General features: G+C 27.7%; 14 protein-coding genes, 4 tRNA genes and 1 riboswitch. Of the genes, 11 read left to right on the forward strand and 7 right to left on the reverse strand.

Annotation, left to right across the window (positions count from 1 at the left end):
* Positions 1-227: 227 nt before the first annotated feature.
* On the reverse strand, positions 228-1376 hold the full coding sequence (locus X275_RS06395; RefSeq protein WP_047268065.1) for a CD0519/CD1768 family membrane protein: 1149 nt from the start codon (positions 1374-1376) through the stop codon (positions 228-230).
* Positions 1377-1585: 209 nt separating this feature from the next.
* Between X275_RS06395 and X275_RS06400 the strand changes: the two genes are divergently transcribed.
* Both X275_RS06400 and X275_RS06405 read left to right on the forward strand, forming a co-directional pair.
* Positions 1586-1676: transfer RNA gene (locus tag X275_RS06400), tRNA-Ser, on the forward strand.
* A 46-nt stretch (positions 1677-1722) separates the two neighbouring features.
* Positions 1723-3753, forward strand: coding sequence for an alpha-amylase family glycosyl hydrolase (locus tag X275_RS06405; RefSeq protein WP_047268066.1), 2031 nt, complete (start codon positions 1723-1725; stop codon positions 3751-3753).
* 38 nt (positions 3754-3791) lie between these two features.
* Here X275_RS06405 and X275_RS06410 read toward each other — a convergent pair whose 3' ends face one another.
* The 6 genes from X275_RS06410 to X275_RS06435 all read right to left on the reverse strand — a co-directional run bounded on the left by X275_RS06410 (position 3792) and on the right by X275_RS06435 (position 6556).
* Complete coding sequence (locus X275_RS06410) at positions 3792-4919, reverse strand: hypothetical protein (RefSeq protein WP_047268067.1); 1128 nt, start codon at positions 4917-4919, stop codon at positions 3792-3794.
* A 15-nt stretch (positions 4920-4934) separates the two neighbouring features.
* Positions 4935-5522: a CPBP family glutamic-type intramembrane protease gene (locus X275_RS06415; protein WP_047268068.1), complete on the reverse strand. Its 588-nt coding sequence runs from the start codon at positions 5520-5522 to the stop codon at positions 4935-4937.
* 129 nt (positions 5523-5651) lie between these two features.
* Positions 5652-5873, reverse strand: a complete 222-nt coding sequence (locus X275_RS06420; protein ID WP_047268069.1) for a hypothetical protein — start codon at positions 5871-5873, stop codon at positions 5652-5654.
* A gap of 433 nt (positions 5874-6306) precedes the next feature.
* Positions 6307-6382: transfer RNA gene (locus X275_RS06425), tRNA-Phe, on the reverse strand.
* Between the two features lie 10 nt (positions 6383-6392).
* A tRNA-Val gene (locus X275_RS06430) sits at positions 6393-6468 on the reverse strand.
* Positions 6469-6480: 12 nt separating this feature from the next.
* Positions 6481-6556 (reverse strand) — tRNA-Glu (locus X275_RS06435).
* Positions 6557-6751: 195 nt separating this feature from the next.
* Positions 6752-6853: riboswitch (purine riboswitch) on the forward strand.
* 77 nt (positions 6854-6930) lie between these two features.
* On the opposite strand from X275_RS06435, the gene X275_RS06440 reads away from it, so the two are divergent.
* The 9 genes from X275_RS06440 to purH are packed head-to-tail and all read left to right on the forward strand — an operon-like array spanning position 6931 to position 15496.
* Positions 6931-7338 carry a 5-(carboxyamino)imidazole ribonucleotide mutase gene (locus X275_RS06440; protein WP_047264778.1) on the forward strand — a complete coding sequence of 136 codons (408 nt, stop codon included), beginning with the start codon at positions 6931-6933 and terminating at the stop codon, positions 7336-7338.
* 5 nt (positions 7339-7343) lie between these two features.
* Positions 7344-8045 (forward strand): phosphoribosylaminoimidazolesuccinocarboxamide synthase, encoded by a 702-nt coding sequence (purC, locus tag X275_RS06445; protein WP_047268204.1) that lies wholly within the window; start codon positions 7344-7346, stop codon positions 8043-8045.
* Positions 8042-8302 carry a phosphoribosylformylglycinamidine synthase subunit PurS gene (purS, locus tag X275_RS06450; protein WP_047264779.1) on the forward strand — a complete coding sequence of 87 codons (261 nt, stop codon included), beginning with the start codon at positions 8042-8044 and terminating at the stop codon, positions 8300-8302. Before purC ends, purS begins: the two co-directional genes overlap by 4 nt.
* Positions 8302-8961, forward strand: a complete 660-nt coding sequence (purQ, locus tag X275_RS06455) for a phosphoribosylformylglycinamidine synthase subunit PurQ (RefSeq protein ID WP_047264965.1) — start codon at positions 8302-8304, stop codon at positions 8959-8961. Before purS ends, purQ begins: the two co-directional genes overlap by 1 nt.
* Entirely contained in the window at positions 8954-11098 is a 2145-nt protein-coding gene (gene purL, locus X275_RS06460) for a phosphoribosylformylglycinamidine synthase subunit PurL (RefSeq protein ID WP_047268070.1), read from the forward strand. The genes purQ and purL overlap by 8 nt, the downstream gene beginning before the upstream one ends.
* A gap of 2 nt (positions 11099-11100) precedes the next feature.
* Positions 11101-12471: an amidophosphoribosyltransferase gene (purF, locus tag X275_RS06465; RefSeq protein WP_052913699.1), complete on the forward strand. Its 1371-nt coding sequence runs from the start codon at positions 11101-11103 to the stop codon at positions 12469-12471.
* Positions 12461-13420, forward strand: a complete 960-nt coding sequence (purM, locus tag X275_RS06470; RefSeq protein WP_047268072.1) for a phosphoribosylformylglycinamidine cyclo-ligase — start codon at positions 12461-12463, stop codon at positions 13418-13420. The genes purF and purM overlap by 11 nt, the downstream gene beginning before the upstream one ends.
* Positions 13421-13432: 12 nt before the next feature.
* Positions 13433-13993 carry a phosphoribosylglycinamide formyltransferase gene (purN, locus tag X275_RS06475; protein ID WP_047264783.1) on the forward strand — a complete coding sequence of 187 codons (561 nt, stop codon included), beginning with the start codon at positions 13433-13435 and terminating at the stop codon, positions 13991-13993.
* 9 nt (positions 13994-14002) lie between these two features.
* Positions 14003-15496: a bifunctional phosphoribosylaminoimidazolecarboxamide formyltransferase/IMP cyclohydrolase gene (purH, locus tag X275_RS06480; protein WP_047268073.1), complete on the forward strand. Its 1494-nt coding sequence runs from the start codon at positions 14003-14005 to the stop codon at positions 15494-15496.
* Positions 15497-15501 lie beyond the last annotated feature (5 nt).

Below are 15501 nucleotides of genomic sequence, written 5' to 3' on the forward strand. Positions count from 1 at the left end.
TTCCGGCACCAAATCCTCTATTGCTACCATCTCTATTTGTCTTCTTGCATCTCTTTTCCTTTTGGTGATCACTTCTTTCACCTCCAAAAAAAAATCCAAGTAATCCCTATTTTTATTATACCAGGATTACTTGGACTTTGTCGACAGTCTGAAATAAGTCACAGATAACTGTGACTTATTTTTTGTTTATTTCAAAAATTATTTGATTATATAATATACCTATGAATTCAGAAAATAAGAATATATAATAAATGGGTTATGAATCCTGCAATGATACCAGCAATTGTATGTGAAAGGATTGCTTTACTTGCAAGGTTTCTCGCTTTTAAAGAATCCATCATTGCTATATGAGTGGAAAGATATCCGCTCCACGTCATTCCAATAGCGGTTAAAACAGCTATATCATTTGGATGTATGGAATTTGTTTCTATAAATTTGGGAATTAAAGCTAATGCTGCTCCAGTTGAGCCTAAAGAGGTTAATGGAAAAGCTATTAATTTAGGCGATTTGAATCCAAATAAAAAATTTAAAATAAAATCCAATTTTGATCCTATCCATTGCAAAATTGGGACACCTTCATATGGTAATCCCTGATATCCAATTAAGGGATCTTTAGGTCCATTGGTAAACATCATTACAATAGTACTTATTATTAATACTCCAGGTATTATTGATAATCCTAAATCTACACCTGTTTTACCACCTTCAAGTAAAGCATCTATTAGCCTTGATATTACACTTCCTTTTGTTGCATTCCAATATTCAACATTCTCTAAATGTTGAACATGTTTAAAATCTTTATAATATTTTTTTGTATAAATAGAAAAAATCCTTACACTAATAATACTACCAATTACAGCACCAAAATTACCTAATAATACAGGCAGAAAAAGATTTTCTCCCATATTAGATGATTGTGCAATCATAAATGTTGTTACAATTAAGCCCATACCAAAAGATGTCCCTAAATTACATAATAAAGGAATTTGCCACTTTTCAAAATATTTTGTAAATTGTTTATCCTGAGCTAAAGATAATATTGCAGGATTATCAGATAAATATGTGGTCAAAATTCCAAGAGCAGAAGCTCCCGGGAGATTATATAAAGGTTTCATTAATTTAGAGAGTAATTTATTTAAAAGAAATACAACACCAAATTCTGATAACACATTACCAAATGCGCTCGTCAAAACTGCAACAGCCATTATAAAAAATACAGTATTTAACAATAAATCATGCGCTGTAGACATCAAAGTTTTAAAAAAATTGCTTAATCCCATATAATTCATTACAGGAAAAAAGATCAGAGAAGATATAATTAAAAACAAAAATGGTTCTCTGAGTTTGTCTTTTAACACAATTTCTTTTTCTTCCATAATAAACCTCCCGGCATATTGAATTTTTAAAATTGAATTTTCAAACAAAATATATTATAATAGATATGAAAATTTTTTCAAAGTTTAAATTTGACGATTTATGGTTTTTGAGTCCAAATAATACTATTTTTTCATTGATATAACAATAAATTTAATTAAAGCTTCAAATTTAAATAACTTATTTCTGTTAAAATATAATTACAATAAACGGAGGCGTGTTCCGAATTGGCTAAGGAGCCGGTCTCGAAAACCGGTGAGGGTTATACCCTCGTGTGGGTTCGAGTCCCACCGCCTCCGCCATTTTTTTATACATTATGGTTATATATTATGGTGGGAGGGTTTAGCAATGAAAAAATTAAAGGAATTATATGAATTTCTCATCGAAAAAGTCGAAAAGGGGAAAATAAACTATGCTATTCCGAAAAGATGGATGCCAGATGATTATGAAGGAAATATAAGATTGAAAGGAAGAACATTTGTTGTAAATCCATATGAATATTTTTCAAAAATAATAGAAAAAATACTAAATAACGCAGACGAAAATAATGATTATTCCAAACCTTTATCTTTTATAACAAAGGAAAAAACAACACAGTGGTTAAAAAAATCAATTATATATAGTGCTCATGTTAGAATGACCTCTGCTTACCAGCACGATATTAACTCTGCTTATTTTAAACCCGATGATGATCTTGGATATAGAGAAAGTGGCACCTTTCTAAAAATGATAGCTTTACTACCATATTTAAAACAATACAATGTTGATACAATTTATTTATTACCAATAACACAGTCCAGCAACAAATTTAAAAAAGGTGAAGTTGGTTCTCCCTATGCAGTAAAAAGTTTTCATCATGTTGAAAATGATTATCATGACCCATTGTTGACACGTTTCACTCCAGATGAAGAATTTTCTGCTTTCGTTGAAGCTGCACATATGTTAGGGATGAGAATAATATTAGATTTTATTCCGAGGACAGCCTCAAGAGACAATAATCTAATTTTGGAACATCCAGATTGGTTTTATTGGATTGATATAAAAGAATTATCTTCATACAAACCCCCGAAAATTGAGAATCTTGATTTTGAACAACCATCTATAGAAAATCTTCCCATTTTATACTCTAATGCTGATGTAAAAAAGCATTTGAAAAAGTTCAGATGGGCACCCAACATCACAAACCCCGAAAAATGGGAAAATTTTGTAAAAGCTAATAAAAATAACCCTGATTTTTTGGAAGAAATTGTCAAAGAATTTAAAATTATTACTGTTCCTGGTTTTTCTGATTGGATAAATGATCCACAACCAACATGGGATGATGTAACTTTTTTGAGATTATATCTAAGCCATCCAAAAGAAGCTGAAAAATATCTGGAAAATCCTGAAAAACAACCACCATATGTTTTATATGACGTTGTAAAATCAAGTAAATTCCCTGGAACGCAAAAAAACGAGAAATTATGGGATATGATTTCCAATATTATGCCATATTTTCAGAAAAATTTTGGCATAGATGGCGCAAGGCTCGACATGGGGCATGCATTACCTAAAGAATTAGAACATAGAATCATTTCAAATGCAAAAAATTATGACCCGTCATTTGCAATTATCGCTGAAGAATTAGCTATGGACAATCATAAGAAAGCTAAACTAAGCGGTTATGATGCTATTTTAGGAAATACATGGTGGGCAGAACCTAGACATAAAGAAAGCTGGTTTATAAAAACTGTTAGAGATATTATGCCAAATTTAGAACTCCCGTCATTTGCGACATCAGAAACTCCAGATTCTCCAAGAGCTGTAACAAGAGACGGTAAAGAATTATTTTCAAAATTATCAGCAGTTGTAAATACGTTTATGCCAAATGGAATTACCGTTATAAATTCAGGAAGTGAAATTTTTGAAAAACAACCTATGAATTTAGGGCTCGATTTTGAAAAACCAGAAGAGGCGAGATATAAGTATTTAAAACCTACAGATCCGTTTTATGGAAAATTAGCATTTTTTGATTATTATGCCCTTCACTGGGATGTGGACAAACATATGGTTAGATTATTAACCGTTCTTGGAAAAATAAAGAAAGAATATATTGATTTAATAACAAATATAAGCAATTATAGATATATTGAGCATATGGATAAAGTATTTTCAATTTTTTACTGGAATGGAAATAATGGCTTATTAATACCTGTTAATCTGAATTTTGATAAAGCAATATCTTTTGGTGTGGATTTAGGTTATCATACATGGCGAGGAAATCATAGAATTAGTTTATTACTGGAAAATTATAGAAAATGTGATTTTAAATGGGATGAAGGCGCATGGCTTAATGTGAATTTGAATCCTGGAGAAGCTAAGATATATCTTGTAGAATAAAACAAATGCCCTTATATAAGGGCATTTGTTTTATTAAATTATAAATTTAGTAATTTAGACATTAAACCATTATTTATTAAAATAATATTATTTTCATCAATAATGACAAAATTAAAATAACTATCACCAAACTCTTTTCTTTTAATAGTTTTATCTTTTGTGTCAAAGATAATAAAATTATTTCCAGATAAAATATATAATTTGTTTCCATATTTTTTTATTAAACTGCTATCACCATAAGCTTTTATTTTGTATCTTTTAACGTTCCCACTATTAATTGAAACTTCAAATAAATCGCCAAAATTTGTAGTAAAATATGAATTGTTAATATAATAAATGATATTCGAATTAATTTTCGGCTTATAATCTTTAAATTTATAATAATTTTCTAAATTTATAAATATTTCTGATTTATCTTTGGTATTTTGAATATAAAAAAAATTGTTTATGCTAAAAAGAATTTTTTCGTTGTAATAAATAGGAAACCCATATTTTATGTATTTCGGATCTTTTATAATAAAAGCGGTTTTTATAGGAATTACCTTTTTCACATAAGGTAATTTTTCCTCATCATGAGATATAATAACTTTGATAATAGTATCTTTTGTTTTCTTGAAATAAAAATAATCGTTATTATTTAAAGGATATATTTTTAAGTATTCATAAGCTGATATATAAGTATCTAAATATAAGGAAAACTCATTTATTTGAATATTTCCAGAATTTTCAATAATCATTTCACCTAATGATGGTAAATAATTTTTATCTTGATATAAAACTATAAATTTATTATCAGTTATTTTCCCTTTTAAAATTATAAACTTATAATCAAAATTTATTTTTTTTAGAACTTTACCTTTTAAATTTAACATATATAAATTAGAATTATTGGTTGTTAATATTAGTTTATCTTCTAAAGGTATAAAACTTAAAACGTTTGAATCAAAATTTTTTTCCCAATTTTTTTTTAAATTTTTTGAAAATGAATATAATTTATTATTTCTAAATCCTACATATATATTCCCTTTATTATCCTTAAACATATAAGATGAATTAATAAGATTTTTAAAAGAATACATTTTTTTTACAGATGTGTTTTTTATTATATATATCGAGGGTATAAGTAAAATAAATATAAAGATAATTAAAAAAAGATTTTTTCTCATTGAAAATAGCCTCCTTCATTTTAACGAAAAAAGATTTACTATTATATGAATTCCTGATAATATATATATATCTTTTACATAAGTATAGAAAATCAATGTGAAAAATTGATATAAAAATGTAAATTCAAAAAGTTTAAAATTATATGGTATTTTAAAAGTTTGTATTGAATAGTGAGACAATGTAAAGGCTAATGATAAAGCTATATAAATTAATAAAATATTGTATTTTTTTTCTTTAAACGAATTAAAAAGATACGCTTTAAAAAAGTATTCTTCACTAACGCCACCAATAATCAGAGTAAAAAAAAGAGCTTTTCTAATGAAAAAATACTTTAAATAAAAATAAACTATAATTATTAAAAGAATAATATAAAATGGAATATAAAACTTTTTAAGTTTAAAAGTTTTTTTTATTTCATTTTTTATGGATGGTTTCTTTAAAAATGAAATTATTAATAACGATTCGATAACAAATATTATATAAAAACCGTTGCTAAAAAAGTTATAATAGGTATTTAGATCATATATTTTAGATAAATTTTTTATAAATATAGAACCTAAAATATATATAGTCATATTAATATAGTCAATAATATCTTTCATATTATCACCTTAAAAATAAAAATTTGCAATAAAATGCGTAGGGGAAAAAACTTTTTTATTTTTATTATAAAATAGTGGTAATAATAAAAATTCCTTATTATAAGATTCAAAGCTATTTAAAAATATGCTTCATCTATGTGTTAGTTTTAAAATATCAGCTGTTCCGCCGCCGCCGCCCGTTCCTTGAATACCTTGTACAGTGCCCTGAATAGTTATAGTATTATTATAACGCTCCGAATAACTACCAGCATCAACTGTAGTAGATGTATTTCCATTCCCCAGAATTTTGTTATTATTTGCCGCATAATACGAACCATTTGCAGTGCCTGTAGATAAATATACAGCATTCATAAAATCCCCTCCTTGGATAAATTTGCATCATCCGGATGAATACATTATTATTATATACTTAAAAAGTAAAAAAAAAAAAAAAGTTATAGTTAATAATTAGTAAAATTTATAACATATTAATATTTTATTATATTTTAATTACTAAATGTTATAAAAAAATATCAATATATTATCTTTATATTAGAATTATTAAATTTATATTATAAATGTTTTATAAATAATTGGCAAAAAACTTTGAGATGACTTGATTCATCAAACAACTACAAAAAAATAATTGTTTACCTGACAACAATAAAAGTAGCAAAAATATTAAAAAGAACAAAAAGCAGGAATATATATTGTATAAAGAAAGAATAAAAAAAGATGAAAAAATGGATAAAAAATAATTTAGTATAAAAAAACAAAAAAATCCCCGAAAAATCGGGGATTTTCGTGGTGGCCAGGGACAGAATCGAACTGTCGACACCTGGATTTTCAGTCCAGTGCTCTACCAACTGAGCTACCTGGCCGCTAATAAAATGGTGGGTGCTGCAGGGATCGAACCTACGACCTTCTGCTTGTAAGGCAGACGCTCTCCCAGCTGAGCTAAGCACCCACTCGTTTTTTCTGGCGCCCCCAACGGGATTTGAACCCGTGCCTTTGGCGTGAAAGGCCAATGTCCTAGGCCGCTAGACGATGGGGGCAATTCAATTACAGTTTCTTTCGCAACCGAAGTATATAATACCAGAAAAAAGTTTAAATGTCAAGGAAATAATTATTGAATTTATGTAAATTCTAAATGGAGTATAAAATTTAATGAATTCATTTTATTTTAATCTTAAATATATTTCATTTTAATATTTTTTTTGATAGAATCGCGTTGTAAGGAAATAAAAATTGAATATTGTACATCCTCTTCCTGTATAATCCTGGGAATATGGCTCAGGAGTCTCTACCAGGCAGCCGTAAACTGCTTGACTACAGGAAGAGGGGTGTGGATTTTATATTAATCACGCCTCTCTTCCTGAGAGGCGTTTTTGTTTTTTTTAAAATTTATTTTTATCAAAGGAGGAATATTATGCCAAAGGTATTGGTAATTGCAGGTAGTAAATCAGATGAAAATTTTGTAAAACAGGCGTTAGAACTTTTTGAGGAATGGAATGTAGAATATGAATTTAAAGTTTATAGTGCTCATAGAAATCTCATTGAATTAACAAATTATATGAAAAATTTATCTCCAGACTTTAAAGTAATTATTGCTGTTGCAGGCCTTTCAGCTGCTCTTCCTGGTGTTGTTTCTTCTTTAACCTCTCTTCCTGTAATTGGGGTTCCTCGCGATGTTGGTCCATTAAATGGTGTTGATGCTCTTCTTTCAATTGTTCAAATGCCAAAAGGTATTCCTGTTGGAACAATGGGTATTGGTAATCATGGAATGAAAAATGCAGCTTATTTTGCAAAAAGAATTTTGGAATTGGAGGGTAAATAATGAATATACAAAATTTAAATTTATTATACGAAGGAAAGGCAAAGAAAGTATATGAAAATGGTGAAAATGAAGTTATTATTTATTTTAAAGATGATGTCACAGCATTTAATGGAGAGAAAAAAGATTCTATTCTTGGAAAAGGTAAAATAAATAAAAAAATATCAACATTTTTCTTTAAAATGTTTGAAGAAAAAGGTCTTCCCACACAATATATTTCAGATTTAAATGAAAATGCATTTATTGCAAGAAAACTGAATATTATTCCCCTTGAAATTATTATAAGAAACTATACTGCAGGAAGTTTTTGCAAAAGATATGGAATTAAAAAAGGTATAAAATTAGAAAAACCAATTGTTGAATTTTCACTAAAAAATGATGATTTAGGAGATCCGATGATTTGTAGAAATGTTATATTATCTTTAAAATTGGTTGAGGAGTATATTTTAAATAAATTAGAATATTATTCTTTAAAAATAAATACAATATTATCAGATTTTTTGATTTCAAAAAATATTATTCTTGTTGATTATAAACTTGAATTCGGAATTAATAATGGAAAGATATATCTGGGAGATGAAATTTCTCCAGATACGTGTAGATTCTGGGATAAAGAAACTTTAGAGTCACTTGATAAAGATGTTTATAGAGAAGAAAAAGGAGATATTATTGATAAATATTCCGAATTTTTAAGGAGGATAGATTTATGAAAAAGTTTTTCTTTGAAGTATTGATTATATTAAAAGATGGAATTCTGGATCCTCAGGGTAGTGCGACACAAAAAGTATTGAAAAGATTGGAATATCCTATTGATAATATTAGATTTGGAAAATTAATTACATTTGAAATAACAGCAAAAGACAAGGATAATGCAGAGAAAATTGCAAAAGAAATAACTTATAATTCTTTAATAAACCCTGTTTTAGAAAATTTTGAATTAAAATTGTTAAAGGAGATAGAAATATGATAAAAGCTGGAATTATAGTCTTTCCTGGTAGTAATTGTGATAGAGATGCAGAATTTGCCCTTAACATGGCTGGATTCAAAACAGAATATATATGGCATGATTATGAAAATATAAAAGATTATAATCTGATATTTATCCCTGGCGGTTTTTCATATGGAGATTACTTGAGAGCTGGAGCATTGGCTAAATTTTCTCCAGTTATGAAACAAATAGAAAAATATATCTTAAACGAAAATGGTTTTGTTCTTGGAGTTTGTAATGGTTTTCAAATATTAACAGAAGCTGAAATATTATCAGGTGCTTTAACAAAAAATAATTCATTAAAATTTATATGCAAAGATGTTGATATTAAACCAATTAATAGAGAAACGGCATTTTCAAGATATATAACAAAAGATAGTCTAACCATTCCTATAGCTCACTCAGAAGGAAACTATTATATAGAAAATTACGAAGAATTAAAAAATAAAAACTTAATAGCTTTTGAGTATATTAAAAATCCAAATGGCTCCATTGGAAATATAGCAGGAATATATAATGAAACTTTTAATGTACTTGGAATGATGCCACATCCTGAAAGAAATTCATTAAAAATCTTAGGGAATGGTGATGGATTAGAAATTTTACTTTCAATCAGGAGGTCTTTAGAAAATGAATAATTTTTATGTTGAAGTTGGTTTAAAGGAATTTGAATATGAAAAAATAAAAAGGACTTTAAACAAAGAACCTAATGAACTGGAAATATACATGTTTTCTGCTCAATGGTCTGAGCATTGTGGTTATAAGCATTCAAAAGAATTATTAAAAAAATTACCCAAGAACATTGAAAATGAAAATGCAGGATATGTTTTAATAGACGATTATGCGGTTGTTTTTAAAGTGGAAAGCCATAATCATCCCAGTGCTGTAGAACCTTATCAAGGAGCTGCGACAGGTATTGGTGGAATAGTTAGAGATGTCTTGGCAATGGGCGCAAGACCTGTAGCCTTACTTGATTCATTAAGGTTTGGAACTAGTGTAAAATCAAAAAATATTTTTGAGGGTGTTATTTCTGGAATAAGTGGATATGGCAATTCAATAGGTGTTCCTACAATCGCAGGTGAAACATTTTTTGATGAGAGTTATGATTCAAATCCACTTGTAAATGTTATGTGTGTGGGTTTGGTGAAAAAAGACAAATTAGCATCATCAAAAGCTAATTCATCAGAAAAATTATATGTTTATGTTGGTTCAAAAACAGGAAGAGATGGTATTCACGGAGCGTCATTTGCATCTAAAGAACTTTCAGGAAAAGACGAAAGACCTTCTGTTCAGGTAGGAGATCCATTCTCTGAAAAAAATTTAATCGAGGCAACTCTTGAAATATTAAGTTTAAGAGGGGTCTTGGCATGTCAGGATATGGGAGCTGCTGGTATTTTGAGTTCTTCATCAGAAATGTCTTTTAAAGGAAATCTTGGTTGTGAATTATATATGGAAAAGGTTCCTTTGAGAGAAAAGAACATGAAACCATGGGAAATATTGTTATCAGAATCTCAGGAAAGAATGCTATTTTTAGTTGAACCCGGGGAAGAAAAAGAAATAGAAAAAATTGCAAAAAAATACTTTTTGGATTATTCAGTAATAGGCAAAACTATAGAAGGAAAGAATATAAGAATTTTAAAAAATGGAAATTTATTATCAGAAATGCCTATTTCTGCCCTTGTTGATGCACCATCAATGTATAGAAAAACAAAAGAACCCGAGTATATATCAAAAATAAAAAATAAAAGTGTAAAAATAGATATTGATTTAAAAGAAGCTTTATTTAAGATGTTAGGTAATCTGAATATAGCGAATAAATCCTGGATATTCGAACAATATGATTATAAAGTAGGAACAAATACTTTAATTATTCCAGGGAAAGCAGATGCTTCTGTAATATGGATAAAAAATACAAAAAAAGGAATAGCAGTTACAATCGATGGAAATGGTTTATATACATATATTAATCCATTTGAAGGAAGTAAAAATATCGTTTTTGAAGCGGCAAGGAATCTCGTCTCTATTGGATCAAAACCGTTAGGAATTACTGATAATATGAATTTTGGTAATCCTGAAGATGATATGGTTATGTGGCAATTTGAAAAAAGTATAGATGGGATATCACATGCATGTAAAGTTCTCGATGTTCCTGTAACTGGTGGTAATGTTAGTTTTTATAATGAATCAGAAAATAAATCAATATTGCCAACACCTGTAATTGGCATGGTTGGAGAAGTGAATGTGGATAATATTATTGACATGACGTTTAAAGACAATCTTGATAAAGTTTATTTAATAGGAAAAGTTGAACTGGATAAAAGAAAGTTAGGCGGTAGTTTATATCAGAAAATTTTAAAAAATTTTGTTGGTGGAGAGATAGACATTATAGATGAAAGATTAGAATTAAATTTATATGAAACAATATTAGAGTTAATAAAGAATAAAATTGTTAAATCTGTTCATGATGTATCAAAAGGCGGTATAGCAATTGCTATATTGGAATCAGCTTTAAATGGTGGAAAAGGATTTAATGGTTATATAGGTAACAGTATTGAGGAATTATTTGGAGAAAACCAATCAAGATTTATTGTTTCAATATCTCCTGAAAAAGAAAAAATCTTTGAAAAATATTTGAAAGATTACAATATTGATTATAAAAAAATTGGAGAAGTTATGTCGGCTGATTATGGAATTAATTTAGGTTTTGAAAAATTTAGTTTTAAGGAATTATACAATACATATTTTAAATCTATTGAATCATATATGGAGGAATGATTATGCTAATGGAAGAATGTGGTATTTTTGGTGTTTTTTTGGAAAATAAAAGTAATGCTATTCCATATATAGTTGAAGGACTAATATCTCTTCAACATAGGGGTCAAGAATCTGCAGGCATAGCTTATGAAAAGAATAATGAGATTAAAGTCTATAAAAAGATGGGAATGGTTGCGGATATTTTTAGTAATGGGATAGTAAAAAAAATAAATAGTCATATAGCAATTGGTCATGTTAGATATTCTACCAAAGGTAAATCTGAAATTCAAAATTCTCAACCATTTCATGTTAGGTTTAGAAACGAACATTTTGCAATTGCGCATAATGGGCAGATAGAAAATTCGGAAAAATTAAGAAAAGAATTAGAAGAAAATGGCACGATATTCTTAACTGAAAGCGATACTGAATTAATATTACATATATTAATAAAAAATCTAAGTAAAAATATTTTAGAATGGACTTTAAAAGATATAGCCAGAACAATATTTAAATATGTATCTCCTTCATATTCCTTGTTATTATTATTTAAGGATAAAATTATAGCGATACGTGATAAATATGGATATAGACCATTATATTATTACGAATCAGAAAATGGATATTTTATTTCATCGGAAGACAGTGGATTTAATTTTTTGAATCCAGATTATAAAAACATAAAAGAAATATTACCCGGAGAAGCAATAGAATTTTCCGCTCACGGGATAAAAAAATACAAAATTGAGAGTAATAAAAAAAGATTTTGTTTCTTTGAACATATATACTTTGCAAGGCCAGACTCTAATATTTTTGGGAGAAATGTACATTTAATGAGAGAAGAATTAGGGAAATTATGTGCCATGGAAAATCCAATTGATGCAGATATTGTTGTTCCTGTGCTTGATAGTGGTTTTTCTGCAGCTATAGGATATTCAAAAGAAAGTAAAATACCTATAGAAATGGGATTAATGAGAAATAGATATGTTGGCAGAACATTTATAAATCCAAATCAAAAAGATAGAGAAATTGGTGTTAGAAGAAAGTTGCCTCCAATTTCTCCTGTTATAAAAGGGAAAAGAGTAATTTTAGTTGATGATTCAATTGTAAGAGGAACCACAATGAAAAAAATTATAACTATGTTAAAAGATGCGGGCGCAAAAGAAATTCATGTAAGAATCGCAAGTCCAAAAGTTGTTAATACCTGTCATTGGGGTGTGGATATACCAGAAAAAAAAGAATTAATAGCATTTGGTAAAAAAGTGAAAGAAATAAAAGAGGAAATAGGTGCGAATACTTTAGGATACACTTCCCTTGAAGGAATAAGAAAGATTTTAAAAGAAGACTATAACAATTATTGTTTTCATTGTTTTATGGAGGTGCATGATGAATTATAAAAATAGTGGCGTAAATATAGATGAAGCAAATAAAATGATCAATAATATAAAAGATAAATTAAAAGAGAATGCTGAAATGTATGCTGGTCTTTTTCCAATTAAGTATATTTTAAAGAATTATGATAATCCCATATTAGTCGCAAGTACAGATGGAGTAGGAACAAAAATGATTTTGCTTGAAGAAAGAAAAAAATGGGATATTATAGCTAAAGATCTCGTAGCGATGGTATTAAATGATCTTGTTTGTGTTGGAGCGAAACCTTTATTTTTCCTTGATTATTATGCAACAGGAAAGCTAAACAATATTGATGGTTCGGAATTTTTGAATTCATTAATTGATGTATTAGAAAGCGTTAACTGCAGACTAATTGGTGGCGAAACGGCTGAATTACCTGGATTATTGATAAACAATAGAGTAGATGTTGCAGGTTTTGGAGTTGGTATAGTTGATAAAAATGAAATTTTAGGAAAAAAAAATGTAAAAGAAGGTGACATATTAATAGGAATAAAATCTAGTGGTATACACTCAAATGGTTTTTCATTAATCAGAAAATTATTAAATGACGGAGTTTTAGAATTTTCAGAAAGATTAATCACTCCAACGAAGTTAATGGTTAATCAAACTCTATCAATAAGGAAATTTATAAATGCTGCAGCACATATAACAGGTGGAGGTATAGAAGAAAATTTATCTCGAGTAATTCCAGAAGAATTAAGTGCCAAAGTGTATGTTAACTGGACTTTAGATAAAGTTTTTTTTGATATATTGAATGCAGGAGTTTCTATAAAAGAGGCATTTAAAGTATTTAATATGGGAATAGGAATGATTTATGTTGTAAGTCCAGATAAATTAAATATGGTTAAAAATAAACTTTCTGAATATAAAGAAGAAATTATAGAACTTGGTAAAATAACAAAAGGAAAAAGAAAGGTAGAATTAATATTTTAGGAAGGCGATAATATGAAGAAAAAAATAGTTGTTCTTGCATCTGGTAATGGTTCGAATTTTGAAGCAATAGTAAAAAAATTAAGGAATAGATATGAAATAAAATTAATAAGTGACAATAAAAAAGCTTTTGTTTTACAAAGAGCCATAAATTTATATATAGATTATGAAATAGTAAATTTTAAAGATTTTAAAAAAAGAGAAGATTTTGAAAGAAAATTATTTGAATATTTGAAAAAAGAACATCCGGATTTAATAGTATTAGCTGGATTTATGAAAATATTACCTGAATATATAGTAGAATATTTTAACAATAAAATAATAAATATACACCCTTCTTTACTTCCTGCATTTAAAGGGTTGAATGCAATAAAAAAAGCTTTAGATTATGGTGTTAAATATACTGGAATTACCGTGCATTATGTAAATAATGAGTTAGATGGAGGTAAGATTATAGCTCAGGAAGTGGTAAAAGTGGAATACAACGATTCCTTAGAAAGTCTTGAAGAAAAAATTCATAAAATAGAACATAGATTATATCCTAAGGTAATAGATAAAATTCTAAGAAAAATATAGGAGGAGAAAATGAAAAGAGCACTTATTTCTGTTTATTATAAAGAAAATATAGAAAAATTAGCTGAAGTTTTAATTGAAAATGAATATGAAATAATTTCAACTGGAAATACTGCAAAATATTTAGAAAATCACGGATTTAAAGTTATTCGCGTTGAAGATATAACAGATTTTCCAGAAATATTAAATGGCAGAGTGAAAACTTTGCATCCTAAAATTCATGGAGGAATATTAGCCAGAAATACAAAAGAAGACAAAAAGACCATTGAAAATTTAAATATAAAAAAGATAGATTTTGTTTATGTAAACCTTTATCCTTTTAAAGAAAAAATGGAAGAAAATTTAAACACAGCACAATTAATAGAATATATAGATATAGGTGGTCCAACATTAATTCGTGCAGCTGCCAAAAATTTTGAAAATACAATAATTTTAGTTGATCCAGACGATATAGATCTAATAATAGAAAGTATTAAAAATCCCAATTATAAAACAAGGTTATACCTTGCATCAAAAGCATTTAATTTAACTGCTTATTATGACTCTATTATATCTTCTTATTTCAATAAAATACTAAATATAGATTTCCCTGAATATATGACATTGCCATTAAAAAAGAAAAGTGAATTGAGATATGGAGAAAATTCTCATCAAAAGGCTATGTTTTATGAAAATGTTATAGAAAACGGTTTTTTCAAAAATTTTGAACAATTAAATGGAAAAGAATTATCTTATAATAATTTTAAAGATATAGATATTGCATGGAAAATTGTTAATGAATTTGATGAAAAGGTTTGTTGTGCTGTAAAACATCAAACTCCATGTGGTGTTGCTGTTGGAAAAACAAATTATGAAGCATATAAAAAAGCATATGAATGTGACCCCATTTCAATATTTGGAGGTATTGTTGCATTTAATAATAAAGTTACAGAGGATACAGCAAAAGAAATAAAAAAAATATTTTTAGAGGTTATTATAGCACCTGATTTTGATAATAAAGCACTTGAAATTTTAAAAAAGAAAAAAAATTTAAGGATAATAAAAGCTAACATTCCACCTATTGAAAAACTTGAATATTCATCAATAGATGGAGGTATATTGGTACAAGAAAGAGATGTAAAATTATTTGAAAAATTTGAAATTGTAACAAATAATAAAATTGAAAAGGAATTAATGGAAGAATTAATTTTTGCATTCAAAATAGTAAAATATGCAAAATCAAATGCTATAGTTGTTTCGAAAAATAAGATGGCAAAAGGAATAGGTTCGGGACAACCAAATAGAATATGGGCTGCAATTGATGCTTTGGATAGAGCTAAAGATGGAATAGTATTAGCTTCAGATGCTTTTTTCCCATTTGATGATGTTGTAAAAAAAGCTGGAGAATATAAAATAAAAGCTATAATTCAACCGGGAGGATCAATAAGAGATGAAGATTCAATAAAGGCAGCAGAAAAACTTGGAATTTCTATGGTATTTACATATATGAGACATTTTAAACATTAATGAGG

This window comes from Marinitoga sp. 1197 (assembly GCF_001021165.1).
In the GTDB taxonomy this organism is placed as follows: domain Bacteria; phylum Thermotogota; class Thermotogae; order Petrotogales; family Petrotogaceae; genus Marinitoga.

Coding starts and splice junctions, on each gene's coding strand:
- purS (WP_047264779.1), top strand. CDS start 8,042: ATGAAAAAGTTTTTCTTTGAAGTATTGATTATATTAAAAGATGGAATT.
- purN (WP_047264783.1), top strand. CDS start 13,433: ATGAAGAAAAAAATAGTTGTTCTTGCATCTGGTAATGGTTCGAATTTT.
- X275_RS06410 (WP_047268067.1), bottom strand. CDS start 4,919: ATGAGAAAAAATCTTTTTTTAATTATCTTTATATTTATTTTACTTATA.
- X275_RS06440 (WP_047264778.1), top strand. CDS start 6,931: ATGCCAAAGGTATTGGTAATTGCAGGTAGTAAATCAGATGAAAATTTT.
- X275_RS06395 (WP_047268065.1), bottom strand. CDS start 1,376: ATGGAAGAAAAAGAAATTGTGTTAAAAGACAAACTCAGAGAACCATTT.
- X275_RS06420 (WP_047268069.1), bottom strand. CDS start 5,873: ATGAATGCTGTATATTTATCTACAGGCACTGCAAATGGTTCGTATTAT.
- purM (WP_047268072.1), top strand. CDS start 12,461: ATGAATTATAAAAATAGTGGCGTAAATATAGATGAAGCAAATAAAATG.
- X275_RS06405 (WP_047268066.1), top strand. CDS start 1,723: ATGAAAAAATTAAAGGAATTATATGAATTTCTCATCGAAAAAGTCGAA.
- purL (WP_047268070.1), top strand. CDS start 8,954: ATGAATAATTTTTATGTTGAAGTTGGTTTAAAGGAATTTGAATATGAA.
- purF (WP_052913699.1), top strand. CDS start 11,101: ATGCTAATGGAAGAATGTGGTATTTTTGGTGTTTTTTTGGAAAATAAA.
- X275_RS06415 (WP_047268068.1), bottom strand. CDS start 5,522: ATGAAAGATATTATTGACTATATTAATATGACTATATATATTTTAGGT.
- purH (WP_047268073.1), top strand. CDS start 14,003: ATGAAAAGAGCACTTATTTCTGTTTATTATAAAGAAAATATAGAAAAA.